This is a genomic window from Rhodococcus sp. 2H158 (genome assembly GCF_053764755.1).
The window spans coordinates 181,463-196,996 of sequence record NZ_JBSNCE010000001.1; the positions used below are offsets into that span (position 1 = coordinate 181,463).

Genomic DNA, 15,534 nt, shown 5'->3' on the forward strand with positions numbered 1-15,534 from the left:
GGCACCAGATTTCAGGGGGATTCTCCGGGTGATCCCGGATTACCCTGCGGCGCCTGCCGGACGACAGTGGACCACATGGCGAGGCGTCCGGGGCAGCGGTGGCGGCAGGCGACGGTGTGGCTGCACGTGGTCACGTCCGTGGGATGGATGGGGCAGGCCCTCGCGCTGCTCGTCCTGCTGACGCTGAGCCGCACCGCGGTGGATCCCGCCGTGCGGGTGGCCGGCACGACAATGGCGCAGCACCTCGACGGCGCCCTGCTCGCTCCGCTGGCCAACGCGTCGGCGTTCACCGGCTTTCTCCTCGCGGCGGCGACGCCGTGGGGATTCCTGCGCTACTGGTGGGTGGCGATCAAGTTCGTCCTCACCGTGGTCCAGGTGAACCTCGGAATCTTCCTGCTGTCTGCGGGCCTGAACGGCTCGGTGGCCGCCGCCCGCGACGGCGCGTCCGGACCGGCGGGACCGATGATCGCGGGCACCGCTCTGATGATCAGCGCGCTCGCCTTCCAGGCGTGGTTGTCGGTCGCGAAACCGTGGGCCCGCACCCCGTGGTCGGCCGGGAAGGCGAAACTGCCCGCCGCGCCGCCGTGGGTCTTCGCCATGGCGACCGGCGCGGTGGCCGCCGATCTCGCCGTCGCGACTCTGCTCGTCCATTCGCTTCCCCCCTCCGCCGCCCTGGCCCTGTTCGTCGCGTCGACGGCCAGGGCCAGGGCGATCCGCGAGGCGAGCCCTCAGCCGGCCTACGGCTGAGGCACCGGCGTGGTCGTCGGGGTGGTGGTTGCGGCCGGCGTCGTGGTCCCGGGAGCACTCGACTCCACGGTCGTCGGGGCGACGGTCGTCGGGGCGACGGTCGGCAGCGGCTCCACGGCCGGCAGCGGCTCCACGGTCGGCGTCGGGGACGGCGCCGCGGGCGAGGGGGCCGGGGCCGTGGGCGAGGGCGCCGGGGCCGCTGCCGGGACGGGCGACACCGGTGTCGGCGAAGCCGACGAGGAGGTCGCGGCCCGAGTCGGCGACGCCGGGGTCGACGAGGTGGTCGTCGGCGCGGTCGTGGTGGCCTCGGCGGCGGCCTTCTCCACGTCGCCGTCCGTCGTCGGCGGGAGCGGCGCCGGATCGATCGGCTTCGACGAGACGACGAGCTGCGGAGCGGTCGCCTCGGCCTCGGCCTTGTCGAGCTCGCCGCTCTCGGCCTGCTTCGCCAGGTGGGTCAGCCATGCCGCCGCGTACTGCGCGGACGTCAGGGGCTTTCCGTTCTCGGGGTCGGAATCGCGCCAGTAATCGAAGTGGTGCCCGGTGTCCGGACCGAGGGTCTGCTGGTACGGATCGCTCAGCGCCACCTCGAGGGTGTTCTCGTTGTCGGCGATGAATCCGATGACCTCGTTGCGCAGCTTCGCGGGCAGATAGGTCAGGTCGATCAGCTCACCGGAGGTGATCTCGCCGTCCGTCCCGTCCGAGGCGACGTCGCGGACGGTCGGCTCGTAGGACGGATCCGACACCTTGATGAGGACGTCGAGGAAGGTCTCGTCGCTCTGCATCCAGTTCTCCTGCGACTGGATGTCGGCGAACGCGGCCATGGCGATCCGCCCGAGGACCGTGGCGACGTCCAGCGCGGTCTCCGGGGTGAGGCCGTCGCGCTCGAGCGCGTCGACGTTCAACTGCCGGCCCACGTTCACCGCGAGCTGCAGCAGGGCGATGTTCTCCGGAGCGGAGCAGGTCAGGTCGCCCTCCGAGCAGAACGACGCCACCTTGCCGTCCAGCGCCCCGAAGCTCCCCGCGGTGCCCGGCAGCGAACCGCTGCCCGACGCGCTGTTCCGGCCCGACTGGTAGGCGAGGTCGAATCCGTCCGGGTTGCGGAACTCGTCCTCCGCGCCGGGGAACGGTCCCTCACCCGCCTCGCGCCCGGCGTCGGCCAGGATGACCACACCCACGACCGAATCCGGATCGACGATCTCGTACGAGCCGTCCTCGGCGCTTTCCTGGTTGCCGATCTCCATCGCCACGCGGCGCGCCACGTCGGCGCCCTCGCTGTACCCGACGACGGCGAACTTCGTGTCGGGGCATGCCTGGCGGATCGCCTGCATCACGGTCTCGGCGTTGTCCACGCCGGCCTCGACGGCGTCGTCGTACGACGACATGTTCGCCGGGTACTCGACGTACACGGCGGAGTAGGAGCCCTCGGGCACGTCGTCCCGCGGCGCGTTCACGACCTCGTCGACCCAGGGGCTGCTGAAGTCGGTGGACGATGCGGCCGGCAGGGGGTTCCCGTCGGCGTCGAGGAGCATCGCGTGGGTGCCGGGGCGGGGACTGTCGTTGCGCCCGCCGACCGCGATGCTGACCATGTCGTGGCACTCGGTGACCGAGGCGGTCAGCGTCGTCGGGGCCGTCGACGGAGCCGACGGTTCCGAGACGGCGACGGCGACCACCGCCGCCGCGCCCAGCGCCACGGGTGCCACCGCAGCCGCGACAATCCGCTTGTTTCGCACCGCCCAGTCAAGTGCCATGGTCAATCCCCATCCGAAGTCGGTCCGTGCCGACGACCCTGATTGTGGTGTCGACGCGTCGGTCGGAAAGTCGTTCGAGACGGCAATCGTGTTACACGTCCGCGTCGTAGGCGTGGCCGCGATGAGTTCCCGGACGGATTCGAGTTGCCGCGCCTGTGCCTGCTCGCGGCGAGGGCATTCCGTTCCGGCACCACCTCCTCCCGGTACACGACGGGCTTGCTCGCCTGCGGTGGCAAACCACCTCGGCACCGTCATGGACGCGAGTAGGCTACCGGTCATGGCCGATCTGTCCGGCGACGTGCGGGCTCTGCTGGAGGCGCGGAACATGGCGCACGTCGCGACGCTCATGCCCGACGGCTCGCCGCACGTTTCTCCTGTGTGGATCGCGGTCGAAGGTGGTCACTTGGCGATATTCTCCGCTCAGGAGAACCGGAAGGTCGCCAATCTACGGCGGGACGGGCGGGTCGCCGTGTCGGTCTGCGATGAGCACAACCCGTATCGGTCGGTCGTCATCCGTGGCCGGGTCGTCGAGGAACTCGGAGGCGACGAAGCGGTCGCGATCATGGACCGAATGAGCAATCGCTACGTCGGCAGCGACTTCCCCATGCGCTCAGCGATCGTGTCGCTCATCGAACCCGAGCGAGTTCACCTGCAGGACCTCCCGTTCCGGCACCCTTCGGACACCGGTACCTGAGCCGCACGTTCGTACCGTTGTTTCCCGGGTCGCCCAGGGCGCGACGGCGACCGTCGCGGTAATCCGCACGCCGAACCGGAATTCGCGCGCTGAACTGCCGCAGCGAATTCCGTTTCGGCGCGGGAATTTTCGGCCAGATGCGGACACGCGGAGTTGCGCGACCGAGCCCCTCCGTCACGCCGTTCCGCTCAGGCATCACCGACTACTGTCACGTCAAGGAACGGATCCTGACCCGCACCATCCCGGGACCGTAAGCACAATGGTCGTTTTCGCTGAGTGAAATAGATTCTGCCTGATCGATTTTCGCGGTCGCCCCCGCCCCGCCGGCGAGTTGACGTATCGCAGCGCGCAGTCACAATCCGAACGATCACTCAGTTACGAACAGGTGTGCACTATGCGAACAGGCTCGGATCGGACCGCCGCACAGGCGCCCCGACACACAACCCGCTCCGCGACTCTCGTCGTCGCGCTCTGCTGGGTCGCGGTACTTCTCGACGGCTTCGACCTCGTCGTTCTCGGCGCGGTGAATCCGGCGCTGCTGGACTACCCGGACTGGAACCTCGACGCAGGCCGCCTCACGGTCATCTCGACCGCTGGCCTGGTCGGCATGACATTCGGAGCCCTGGCTATCGGCACCCTCGCCGACGTCCTCGGCCGGCGACGCGCCCTCATCTTCTCCGTCACCGCCTTCTCGGCGCTGACACTCCGTGTGCATTCGCGACCTCGCCGGAGATGCTCGGCGTCCTGCGCTTCCTCGCGAGTCTCGGCCTCGGCGGCGCACTGCCCACCGCATTGGCGATCGTCGCCGAATTCATGCCCGGCAAAAAGGGATCTGCGTCGACGCCCGTCATGACCGGCTATCACGTCGGCGCCGTGGCGACCGCGCTGACGGCCCTCTTCCTGCTCGAAAGTTCCCGGTGGTGTTCGATGTTCATCGCGGGCACCCTGCCGGCGTTCGTCCTCGTCCCGCTTATGATCCGCTACCCGCCCGAGTCGCCGGCCTACCTGTCGGTGCGAGGCCGGCACGACGAAGCCGAGCGCATCGCCGCCGACTACAGACTTCCGCCCACCGATGTGACCACGGTGCCGTCGGACACCGACCGCACCACGGATGCGGCCAGGACCTCGAAACCGGGATCGCCGGTGCGGACCCTGTTCTCGCAGCAGCTTCTGCGCACCAGCGTGTCCATCTGGATCACCTCATTCATGGGGCCGCTCCTGGTCTACGGCCTCAGCACCTGACTGCCGATGATCATGCGGGAAGCGGGATACGACCTCGGCGCGTCGCTGTCGCTGCTGCTCGCGCTCAACGCCGGTGCCGTCGCGGGCCTGCTCGTCGCCGGTCGCGTCGCCGACCGGATCGGCGACGAGGGATCTCGATCCGACTTCCTACGTCCAACTTTTCGATTGTCACCCAGCCATCTATCGTGAGGAAGGTTTGACCGACCACAGCCCTTATTCGCCGCCCCGATGCAAGTGTTACTCCAAACATGCGGCGCTTCGTGCGTTGCGTGAGCGACTCGATCGGTTGTGGTACGAATCGCATCAACTCGTCCAAGGACCACACGTGCACAATGCCCGATTCGTCCGAGAGTGCGGCGACCGAAGAATGCACACCCTTGTGAGACGAAGTGATTCGCGATTCGGAGCCAAGCAGCGCACCATCCCGGTTTCATCGCTCGCGAGACAGCTATCCCGTTCTGCCGCAAACATTCCAGTGGACCCGTCGCCTCGGATCATCTGCCCGCCCACACCCCCCCCCCAAAAAAAAGAACATATGTTCGATTTGGTGCGTAAGGTCTCACACCGCCCGGATTCCCAGTGCCACTTACGCATTCAATTTGCTCGATGTGACAAGAAGATGGCGGCGGCACCGGAGGACTGAAGGGACCGTGATCGGGTTCGGCGTCTGCACGACAATGGAGCTCGCCTTTGACCGGGCGGTCCGCCGGTCCCGGCGCGTAAACGAGTTCGCCAGTTATATGTACGACGCCGGCCGACATGTAGGTTCCGGACCAACTTGTCCGTATCTCCTGGCACTTCCAAGATCGTCCACGGCACTTGTCCCAAGAATTCCGCGCGAAGTTGTCCATTTCTGCGGGCTCTGGTCGAGTTGGGTCCACACGATCACAGCTGAGCAATCCGCGCGATTGCTGCAACTCCTTCGCAACTCAACTTCCATCGCACTGACCCCTGTCTCGAGCCCTCGGTGCCGGACAATTTCGCTGCCTCGATTCTCGTCTCTGGGTCCTTTCGCGCATCGACGGCCATCCGAGTGGGCGCTCACGCAGCTCGCGCTCCAGGTCGCCGGCGAGCACCTGCTGCTGCATTTCCGCGATGGCGTGGGCCAGCAGGATCTTACCGATTGCCTTGCAGCACAACGGCATCCGCCCCACCCGCGCGGGAGGACGCATCAGGTGGCGGCCACCAATCCTGCCCACGTACACGACCTCGACGCCCTGCCGCACCGGGATCCCTTCTGGATCCCGGTGCGACGGACCAGCTCGGCCGTGGGAAACACTGAGTCCTCGGGGCGAAACGCCCGCAGGATCGCCACTGCGTAGCCGAGCACGGTGTCCAGTCCGTGCGACTGCGCCGGTGTCGTGGCCACAGGCCATCCGGTCAGGGCGTGGCTTCAGCCACGAAGTGCAAGGACCGCGCGACGTCGGCCAGGGCCTGCTCGACGTCCGGCGGGTCCACCGACTTGGCGGCGACGAACATGCCGTCGAAGAAGGCCACCGCTAGGGGCGCGATCCGGTCCGCGACGCGGGCCGCCCGTTCCTCACCGTAGCTGGCATACCCCAATCGAAGGTTGGTGCGCACGGTCTCCAGGGCCATCCGGCGGACCCCGGCCACCTGGTCGGCGACGGCCGGTTCGTCCTCCGCGTGCAGCAGGAAGTCCAGGTAGAGGCTCAGGAAACTGGGGTTGTCCAGGGCGGCACCGATACTGCGGCGCAACACCCGCTCGAGCGCCTGCTGGGGGTCTACTGCACCGTTGTCCGGCACGTCGGCGGAGATGCTGGCGAAGAACGCGTCAGCACCGCGCTCCATGACCGCTGCGAGCACCCCTGCCTTGGAGTTGAAGTGCCAGTAGATGCTGCTCGACGGCACCCCCGACTCGCGGATCAGGTCAGCCATGCTCGTCGCCCGGTAGCCGCGCCGGGACATGAGTTCCTCCGCGGCGCGCAGGACGTCGTCACGGGATTGCTCGCCGCGGATCTCAGTACGGGTTCGTCCGGCCATGGCCCGAAGTCTAGGCCGCTGTGCACCCCTCTCCGTTTCAGCCATCCCCCTCGGGGCATTGCATGATCCGGCCCTGACTGGAATGATCCATCCAGAAGTGGTTCCGATCACAGAGGCAGATAATTCGAATGAACAGACCCGTGCACACCGGCCACGACGCAGACGTCGCGATCGTCGGCTACGGACCCAGCGGCGTGATCGCCGCTACCTACCTGGGCATGGCGGGAATCTCCACCGTCGTCCTGGAGAAGGACAAGGACCTCTACAACCGCGCCCGCGCCGTCACCGTCAACGACTGGACGCTTCGGATCTTTCAGGAGTTCGGAGTCGCCGAACGCGTCAAGCAGGACATGGACCCGGCCCGGGGCATGACCTGGAAGACCTACACCGGCCAGACGGTCTTCCACCTCGACGTCTACCCGGGTGAGCTCGGGCAGCCGCCGGCCATGATGATCTACCAGCCCGACATGGAGCAGGAGCTGCGCAACAATTGCGCGCAGCACGAGTCGCTCGACCTCCGGTTCGGCCACGCCTTCACCGGACTGTCCCAGGACTCCGAGGGCGTGACGGTCACCGCGACCGACGCCGCCGGCAACCCCTACGACCTGCGGGTCAAGTACGTCATCGGTGCCGACGGCGGCAGCAGCCGGGTCCGCGAGGCCGTGGGCTACTCCCTGGTCGGCGACACCAAGCCACGCCGTTGGCTGGTCATCGACGGCGCGGTGCGCAGGCCCTGGCCCGGGCACGACGAGCTGGTCTTCTGGTCCGACCAGACCCGGCCGGTCGTGGACATCCCGCTGGCCAAGGGCAACCACCGCTGGGAGATCCCGCTCAACGAAGGCGAGTGGGACGACGACTACGAGTCCGAGGAACGAGTCTGGGAGCGCCTGGCGCCGCTGGGCATCACCGAGGAGAACGTGACCATCAAGGGATGGGCGTTCTACAGCCACCACGTGCGCCATCTCGAGAAGTGGCGTGCCGGGCGCGTCGTGATGATCGGTGACGCCGCCCACCTGATGCCGCCGTGGGCCGGCCAGGGGATGCAGTCCGGGATCCGCGACGCGCAGAACATCGCCTGGAAGATCGAGGCGCTCGTGCACGGCCGGGTCGGGGAGGACATCCTCGACACCGTCCAGTCCGAGCGGTGGATGCACGTCAAGGAGATGACCGACATCTCCCTGCGGCTCGGTCGCTTCATCGAGATGGAGAAGACGTGGGCGGTCGGCCTGCGCAACTGGCTGGCCCCGAAGCTGCAGAATGCGAAGCCGGTCATCGAGGCACTGCGCCCCAAGAACGAGACCAACCGTTTCGTCGACGGCTGGGCCACCGGCGCTACCGGTCGACGCAGCGCCGTCGGGCGGATGATCCCTCAACCCCAGGTCACCGACGCCTCCGGCACCACCGGCCTCCTGGACGATCTGGCCGGGCGCGGGTTCCTGGTATTCGGCCTGGGAACGAACCCCCGGCACGCGATGTCCCCGGCTCAGGCTCAGGCATGGAGGGCTCTGGGGGCCCGGTTCCTGACCGTTCGCCCCGCCACCGGCAACGCCACCGACCCCGACTCCCTGGTGGACCACACCGGGCTGCTCGGCGACTGGGCGGCGAAGTTCGACGCGCGGGTGCTCGTGGTCCGACCCGACCGCCTCGTCGCGGCCACCGACGCCACCGGCCTCGACGTCCCCGCACCCCGCGGCAATCTCAAGGAGAAGTGACATGAACACGATCACCGCCCGCGACGTCCAGGCCGGGGCCTGGCGACTCAACGTCCTGGAGGCCGGCGACCCCGAGGCGCCGGCGATCCTGTGGCTGCACGGCTCCGGACCGGGTGTCAGCGCCCGGTCGAACTGGGCCGAGCTCATCGAGACCATGCCCGGCTACCGTCACATCGCCCCGGACGTCCTCGGTTTCGCCGACTCCGAGCATCCCGAGGACCTTCCCGCCGGTGTCGGCGCCTCCTCGGTGACCCGGGTCGACTCCCTCTTCGCCCTGCTGGACGCCCTGGACGTCCGCAAGACCCACGTAGTCGGCAACTCGCTGGGCGGCATGCTCGCGATGCTGATGCTCCAGCGCCGGCCGGAGCTGTTCGACCGAGTCATCCTGATGGGCAGCGCCGGGGCACCCCTGCCGCCGAGCGAGAATCTCATCAAGATGGTGCTCTACTACACCGACGAGTCACCCGATGCCATGGAGAACCTGCTCCAGCACTTCATGCACGACACCTCGTCCTTCGGAGGAACCCTCCGCGAAGTGGCCAAGGAGCGGGCCGAGTTCGCTGCCCGGCCCGACATCCGCCGCTCGCACGAGCGAACCTTCACCCCCGAGCCCACCCCGCTGGTCTTCACCGCCGAGCAGCTCGCCGAGGTCGACCACGAAGTCCTGGTCGTGCACGGTCGCGAGGACTCGATCATCAGCGTCGACGCCTCATATCACTACGCCAAGCACCTGCCCAACGCCCAGCTGCACGTGCTGCCGCACGCCGGCCACTGGGTCCAGGTCGAGCAGGTCTCTCGGTTCCGGGCGCTGGCCGAGCTCTTCCTGTCCGAGGGCGCCTCTGCAACCGGGGAGCAGGCATGACCGACGTCTTCGGTTCCGTCCATCTGGGCTATCTGGTGGTCGAGTCACGCAAAATGAGCGAGTGGCAGCGATTCGGCCGCGACGCCATCGGCATGCACATCGACGTGCTGAGCCCCGACGTAACCCGCTTCCGACTGGACGACCACGAGTGCCGGTTCCTGATCCAGAAAGGCGAGCGGGAAGATGTGGCCACCCTCGGCTGGCAGGTCGACGACCATGAAACCTTCGACGTGATCCTGGGCCGAGTCATCAAGGCCGGCATCCCGATCACCGAGGGCACCCCCGAGGAGTGTGCACTGCGCGGCGTGGAGCGCTTGTGGCGCTTCGCCGGCCCCAAAGGGATTGCCACCGAGATCTTCACGACGCCCCTGACCACCAGCAAGCCCCTGACGATGCTCAACTCGGCGTTCGTCACCGGCGCCAGCGGCATGGGACACGTGGCCATCGCCTCCAAAGACGCCATGCAGATGCACGGTTACTACTCCGAGGTGTTCGACGCCCGTCTCACCGACTTCATCGAGGAGCGAGTGGGGCCGATCTCCCTGCGGATCCGGTTCCTGCGAGTGAACGAGCGCCACCACTCGATCGCCCTCGCCAACGTCAAGGGCCTGGCCGTCAACCCAATTCCTTCCGACGTCCAGCACGTCAACATTCAGGTCGCCGAACTCGACGATATGGTCGGCGCCTTCGAACGAGTCACCGCCGAGGGCTTCAAGATGATGTGGTCGGTGGGTCAGCACACCAACGACCGCGAACTCTCCTTCTACTGCGTCACCCCGTCCGGATTCGAACTGGAGGTGGGCTGGAATCCGGTGCTCATCACCCCGGAGGTCGAAGCCACCTGGGAACCGTCTACCTACCAAGGCATCTCGATATGGGGCCATACTCCAGTCGGCGAGACCGTGCTGCACAAGATGAACATGTTCCGCACCATGGTCCGCTCGAAGAGGCAGCAGGAGGTGACCGTCCCAGCGCTGAGCCCTCTGGCCGGCATCCCAAGCTGAACACGTGAAACGAGAACAAGAACGGCGCGGGCCCGTCCTCCTCCCTCCCCTGGACGAGGGGACGGGCCCGCGCCGTGCCCTCGTCGACGAAGCTCGTGTACGGGTCGTACTTCCCCGCTGTAGCACTAGGTTCCAACCAAGGCATTGACCCCACCAACGGTGTGGCCGGGGGCACGCTGCGCAATCAGCCTCACAAGATCATCCCGATGATGAGGTCGGCGGAACCTGGCAACGAACCCGAACGTTCGCCAACAGGGCTGTGTCACCGCCCGACCAGATCTCATGACGCCAGTCACGTGCCGCGAGGACAGTGCTCACCTACTCGAATGTCGAACGCCCCGTGTCGTCTTCGAGGGCTTCTAGTGTCTTGACGTTGACGATCGTCACCGTCCGATCCGAGTGCACGAGGAGAAAATCTGGAATCTGCCCACGGACAACCGCTCCGTCCACACTCTCGGCGATCTGAAACAGCTGCGCCACGATGACTTTCACCGAAGGATCGAAGTCCGCCAACAGGAGCCGAGACAGTTCAAGTCGGGAGTCGTACTGAACGTGTGCATTCATTGTCGGCGACCAGTACCAGCCCGGGAAGCTTCGCTGATGTCCGCGATCTCGGGGCCACCTACTCGGAGCGATCCGAGGATTCTTCGGCAAGACTCCATGCGACGGTGTACGAACTCAATGCCTTGCCGACGAGTTCTCTGTCCGTACCGGTAGTGAGGCTAATCTCAACGTGGATGTCTCCATTGCGGACCTGTGCGGTGACATCCTCGACTCCCGGGATTTCGTCAAGCGCGGTTGCGAGAGCGGCGCGGGCCGCTTCGGCCCGCAGAGCCAGCTTGTAGGGCTTGCCGACAGCGGTGACCGGAATGGCATCGACAATCGTGACAAATCGCGGTGCGGCAGCACGTTCGGTGACATGCGCAGCGGCCCAGGAGGCAAGTTCTTCGACCCCGACCGTGGCCCCGGGCACCACAGTGACAAATGCGGCAGGCACCTCTCCGGCGTGGGTGTCTGGCCGGCCGACGACAGCAGCAGCGGTCACGTCGGGGTGACCGAGCAGTGCCTCTTCGACCGTGGAGGGGTCGATGTTGTGGCCTCCCCGGATGATGATGTCCTTGGCGCGTCCGGTCAGATACACGAATCCGTCCTCGTCGAGGCGAGCGAGATCACCGGTGTCGAGCCAGCCGTCGACGACGGTGCCGAGGTCGTCGATCACAAGACCATCGTCGGTGTGGCCGGTGACGTAGCCGGGAAACACCGAGGCTCCGCTGATGGCGAGAACCCCGACGCGTCGCTTCGACGGTGTTCATGGACAGTTGCTTCTATCCACGAAATAGGTTGTACAGCAATATGTTCGGCGTGCGACGGTCGGCGACGACGCGGAAGATTGGCGGGAAAGCACTGCGAACGTCGTCCTCTGTATGGGCGTCGTGGTTGATGCAGCCGCGTCCGTTGCGTAGCGCCCTGCAGCGAATACTTCCTCCTGGTTGCGCCGGGGCGCTTTCGGTGAGTGGCGGACTATTCGTGGGTGAACCCGATTCCAATTTCATGCGGTCGACGGGTTCGTCGGACCTTGATGAGGCAATCACCGCGTTCGATCGTTCTCACAACTGTTCCTGCGAGGCTCGAAAGCAACTGGTAGTTCGGCGAAGATTCGAAACGATGCAGGGCAGGTCCGATTTGTTCCTTGTTCGACTGAGGCATCCACCCGGTCGTAGCCCAGCTGAGTCCATGGGAGAAGCCAGAACAGACGCGCCAGGCAAGAAGCATCGAGTCGGCCAGTTTCGGCAGAACGATCTCAGCGGAGTTGCTGTCCGGCACCGTCACGGTTTGGGCATCGAGGGCGGCGAGGATCTCCTCGGCCAGACGCGCTCCCATCCGCGGTGCGTGCTTGGTCGCGAGGGTGATGAGTTGGCGTTTGCCCCGCTTTGCGGATGCCGACCGGCCCACCGCACTTCGACAGGATGTCGAGTACGGCCGGATGCGCGATCTTGGGGCCGAGAAGGCGTTCGAGGGCCGGATGGATGCCGGTGAGCAATCCGCGGATGCGGTTGCTGATGGGGGTGGCCTCGCCGGCGAGGTCGTCGTCGAACCCGACGAGTACCCCGAGTTCGGCCAGGGCCTCATCACCGCCATCGACATCGACCGACGCAGGGTGTGCGGCATCGTGCGGGCGGTGTCGGCGATGATGAACGCGTCGCGGGCGTCGGTCTTGGCCTGACCGGGATACAGGTCGGCGACACGGCGCATCGTCGGGCCCGGCAGGTACGCCACAGCTTGTCTACAGGCTCGGGCGACGGTGACCGGCAGCGCGCCGATCGTGTTCGTCGACGATCACCAGCACCGGTCCGTGCTCGGCCAGGCGGTCGAACACGGACCGGAGTTTGGGTTCGTCGTTGGGCAGGGCTTTGTCGGACAGCCGAGTGCGGGCGGGGTCGAGTCCGACGGCGTGGTGTTCGCCTTTTCCCACGTCGATGCCGCAGAACACGGCGTAGGAGTGGTCTGTGAAGCGTGTCTTTCGTTCGGCGACCCCACCCCCTCGAATCATTCGAAAGACAAGGGCAAGAAGTCATCCGAACTTGGCGACCGTAGTCCTGCGTTGCAGGACTACGAAGAAGGAAACGGGGAACGCGAGCGATTCATCATGGGCGTGCCCTTTCAAGCGGGGGGAGCAGACAAGAGGGTCAGGTCCTCGGCTCGGTTTCGACCAACTGCCCTTCGTGCACCATGTTGAGGTCGACCAGATCGAGTTTCTTCTCGAACTTCCGCATTCCCGCGAGGTCCTGCTCGCGAACCCGACGGACCAGATCGGTGTTCGCGATCTGGGTCCGGCCGACGCCGATGAAATCGAAATCACCGGCGCGAAGTCCGTCGCGAACTCGCTCGAGGTCGGCTTCGATCTGCAGCTCCGGCTGCTTGTTGTTGAGGAGATCGCTGGTCCAGTCTTTGGAGAGGCCGACGCTGCCGATCGCGATCACGGGACGATCTGTCATCTGTTTCACCCAGGCGGCTGTGCTGCGAGTCTCGTCGATCTCCGGCCAGGCCGGGGCGTCGAACCGGCGCGTCGAGACATGGAACATGTCGGCGCCCGCCGCTTGGATCAGCTCGATGAAGGGGGCGAGTTCATCTGGGGTCTGTGCGATCTTCGCAGAGTAATCGACTTCCTTGAACTGCGAGAAACGGAAGCAGATGATGAAGTCCGGTCCAGTCGCGGCACGGATGGCGGAGATGATCTCAGCAGGGAACCGGGCCCGATCCACCAGAGTCGGACCGCCGTACTCATCCTTGCGCGTGTTCGTCTCATGCCAGAGGAACTGGTCCAGCAGGTACCCATGGGCTGCGTGGATTTCGACACCGTGTGCACCCACCTCCTGGGCGATGCGTGCACTCCGGACGTAAGCGGTCTTCGTCTCCTCGATCTCGTTCAACGTCATCGCAATGCCGTTGACGCGCCCCGCTTGGACGAGCCCGGACGGGCTCAATGCCGGGAAGTCCCGATGTGGGTTGGGAACGTTATCGGGCACGACGCGCACTGCGCCCGGGTGCCACAGCTGGATGAGGAAGACTGTCTCCCTGCCGTTCGTCACCGAATGGGCAACGTGTCGCCAATCATCAACCGTGCGATCTCCGATGGCCGCGAACGTCGGTTGCCAATAGGCGGCCGGGTGATCCGGGGTGGCGCCTTCCGAGATGACAATCGCCGCGCCTCCGGCCGCATGCTCCTCCAGCCGTTGAGCCAGTCTTGCTGACGGCCTGTAATCGTGCAGACCGCGCTGCATAGCGGGAAGAACGAATCGATTCTCCAGCGTCCTCCCCTTCAGCTGGAGAGGCGCGAAGAGAGGATCAGTCTCAATAGCATTGTTCATATGAATCGTTTCTCCTTTGAGATCCGACGGGGTACCCGGGCAGGGCGTCATTGGGCAGCCAGAGCGAAAACCCTACAAGCACACCGTCGGTACGTTGTCAGGAAGTGTCGACCGGGGCTGTTCGCCGCCCGCCCACGGATGGCGCAAAGAGGTCAGCCGTTTGCGGATACCGGATCCGCGCAATCTCTCACTCATCGAGGCGTCAGGCTATGACCCCGCCACATCATCCACCAGCGCACGCTTGAGGATGATGTGGCGGGGCGGTTACAGGGCCCGCGACACGTTTGTAGGACGAATTCGCCAGCGGCTCAACGGGTTCTCAATCCATGGCAGGAGCTTCCAGTCTCGATGTCGTGCCACTCTCGACATGAGGCGACGCAGAGGATGCCGTCACACCCTTCGACCGCGGAACCACCGTAACCATGAGTGCCGCCAGGACTCCGAAGGCGGCAAGAGCGTAGAAGGCCCAACTGACGCCGAGTGACGAACCGAGAACATATCCGACGATGATCGGTCCCGCGACACCACCGAGGCGGCCCAGCCCGAGCGACAACCCCAGGGCAGTCCCCCGCGCCTCGGCCGGAAAATAGACACCGATGAACCCGGACACCGAGGACTGTGCAGCCGCGCAGAATCCCACCACGATGACAAGGGCGAGCACCACGGCCTGCGGAGGCTGAAACGTAACCGCCACAGCAGTAACCGCCCCGACCAGGAAACCGGTGGAGATGACCAGGCGCGATCCGATTCGATCGGCGAGGCCACCCATGATGATCATTCCCGCGATCGTTCCGACATTGAAGGCAATGAAGAACACCAGGGCGGAACCCAAGTTGTAGCCGCTCTCACGGAGCATCTGCGGGAACCAGGTGTTCATCCCGTAGGACGCCAGCAGACCACAGAAGCAGATCAGCGGGAAGAGAATCGCGCCAACCCTGTACCGAGAGGACATCAGCAGCTTGATCGCATGGCTTCGGTTCGAGCTGACCTCATCGTCCTTCGTGAGAGAGATCGCCGATTCGGCGCGAACATCGATGTTGTAGCGCGCCGCAATAGCTCGTGCTTCCTCGTGGCGCCCCTTGCCGGCGAGAAACGCCATCGATTCCGGAATCACCAGGAATGCAATCACAAACCCAACGATGCCGAGTGCGCCACCGATGATGAACATGTGTTGCCATCCCCAGGCAGGAACGACGAACAACGCGAGCGATGACGCGATGATGCCACCGAGGGGCACGCCGGTGTGAATGATGCCGCTGTATTGCTGACGGCGTTCGACGCGCACGTATTCCATTGTCAGAGCGATGACTGTGGGTAGTGCAGCTCCGAAGCCGACTCCCGCGAGAAATCGAAAGAGTCCGAACAGCCCAAGGCTGGGAGCAAAACCACAGAGCAGCGTTGCCACGGTGAAGCTCGCAATGGCGGTGAGCACAACCGGACGGCGCCCGATGAGATCGGCGAAGTACCCGGCAAACGGCGCCCCGAAGCACATACCGAACAACGACAGGGCCCCGATCAGACCAGCGGACGACGCTGTCAGACCCCACTGCTTCGTCTCGAGTAGAGTCGGAAGCACCGCACCGTACATGATGAGATCGATGCCTTCGATAGTGGTCACTGCCATGCACGCGGCGACGACCGAAGCGGCTCCGGAT

The 15,534-nt window shown here is 65.6% G+C and carries 11 protein-coding genes and 2 pseudogenes; 6 read left to right on the forward strand and 7 right to left on the reverse strand.

The window, feature by feature from the left end; all coding sequences use genetic code 11:
- The first annotated feature begins 75 nt into the window (after positions 1 to 75).
- Positions 76 to 747: a hypothetical protein gene (locus ACWPOB_RS00850; protein WP_455399580.1), complete on the forward strand. Its 672-nt coding sequence runs from the start codon at positions 76 to 78 to the stop codon at positions 745 to 747.
- On the opposite strand, the gene ACWPOB_RS00855 is transcribed toward ACWPOB_RS00850, so the two are convergent.
- On the reverse strand, positions 738 to 2,495 hold the full coding sequence (locus ACWPOB_RS00855) for a cutinase family protein (RefSeq protein WP_455399581.1): 1,758 nt from the start codon (positions 2,493 to 2,495) through the stop codon (positions 738 to 740). The genes ACWPOB_RS00850 and ACWPOB_RS00855 overlap by 10 nt on opposite strands.
- A gap of 277 nt (positions 2,496 to 2,772) precedes the next feature.
- On the opposite strand from ACWPOB_RS00855, the gene ACWPOB_RS00860 reads away from it, so the two are divergent.
- Both ACWPOB_RS00860 and ACWPOB_RS00865 read left to right on the forward strand, forming a co-directional pair.
- A complete protein-coding gene (locus ACWPOB_RS00860; RefSeq protein WP_455399582.1) occupies positions 2,773 to 3,189 on the forward strand; it encodes a PPOX class F420-dependent oxidoreductase in 417 nt (138 codons plus the stop codon).
- A gap of 394 nt (positions 3,190 to 3,583) precedes the next feature.
- Positions 3,584 to 4,554: pseudogene (locus ACWPOB_RS00865) on the forward strand (MFS transporter); the annotation flags it as partial.
- A 1,257-nt stretch (positions 4,555 to 5,811) separates the two neighbouring features.
- On the opposite strand, the gene ACWPOB_RS00870 reads toward ACWPOB_RS00865, so the two are convergent.
- Positions 5,812 to 6,432 (reverse strand): TetR/AcrR family transcriptional regulator, encoded by a 621-nt coding sequence (locus ACWPOB_RS00870; protein WP_455399583.1) that lies wholly within the window; start codon positions 6,430 to 6,432, stop codon positions 5,812 to 5,814.
- Between the two features lie 128 nt (positions 6,433 to 6,560).
- Here ACWPOB_RS00870 and ACWPOB_RS00875 point away from each other — a divergent pair, with 128 nt between their 5' ends.
- Genes ACWPOB_RS00875 through ACWPOB_RS00885 form a run of 3 tightly spaced genes read left to right on the forward strand, consistent with a single transcriptional unit; the run spans position 6,561 to position 10,010 of the window.
- A complete protein-coding gene (locus tag ACWPOB_RS00875; protein WP_455399584.1) occupies positions 6,561 to 8,144 on the forward strand; it encodes a bifunctional 3-(3-hydroxy-phenyl)propionate/3-hydroxycinnamic acid hydroxylase in 1,584 nt (527 codons plus the stop codon).
- A 1-nt stretch (position 8,145) separates the two neighbouring features.
- Entirely contained in the window at positions 8,146 to 9,006 is an 861-nt protein-coding gene (locus ACWPOB_RS00880; RefSeq protein ID WP_455399585.1) for an alpha/beta fold hydrolase, read from the forward strand.
- Positions 9,003 to 10,010, forward strand: a complete 1,008-nt coding sequence (locus ACWPOB_RS00885) for a VOC family protein (protein WP_455399586.1) — start codon at positions 9,003 to 9,005, stop codon at positions 10,008 to 10,010. Before ACWPOB_RS00880 ends, ACWPOB_RS00885 begins: the two co-directional genes overlap by 4 nt.
- Before the next feature lie 318 nt (positions 10,011 to 10,328).
- Here the strand turns inward: ACWPOB_RS00885 and ACWPOB_RS00890 are convergent, their stop codons facing one another.
- The 5 genes and pseudogenes from ACWPOB_RS00890 to ACWPOB_RS00910 form a co-directional block, all read right to left on the reverse strand.
- Entirely contained in the window at positions 10,329 to 10,502 is a 174-nt protein-coding gene (locus ACWPOB_RS00890) for a hypothetical protein (RefSeq protein ID WP_455399587.1), read from the reverse strand.
- 130 nt (positions 10,503 to 10,632) lie between these two features.
- Positions 10,633 to 11,271, reverse strand: coding sequence for an AMP-binding enzyme (locus ACWPOB_RS00895; protein WP_455399588.1), 639 nt, complete (start codon positions 11,269 to 11,271; stop codon positions 10,633 to 10,635).
- Between the two features lie 260 nt (positions 11,272 to 11,531).
- Positions 11,532 to 12,561 (reverse strand): annotated as a pseudogene (locus ACWPOB_RS00900) (IS110 family transposase).
- 136 nt (positions 12,562 to 12,697) lie between these two features.
- Entirely contained in the window at positions 12,698 to 13,879 is a 1,182-nt protein-coding gene (locus ACWPOB_RS00905) for an oxidoreductase (protein ID WP_455399589.1), read from the reverse strand.
- A gap of 319 nt (positions 13,880 to 14,198) precedes the next feature.
- Positions 14,199 to 15,503 (reverse strand): MFS transporter, encoded by a 1,305-nt coding sequence (locus ACWPOB_RS00910; protein WP_455399708.1) that lies wholly within the window; start codon positions 15,501 to 15,503, stop codon positions 14,199 to 14,201.
- Between the last annotated feature and the right edge of the window lie 31 nt (positions 15,504 to 15,534).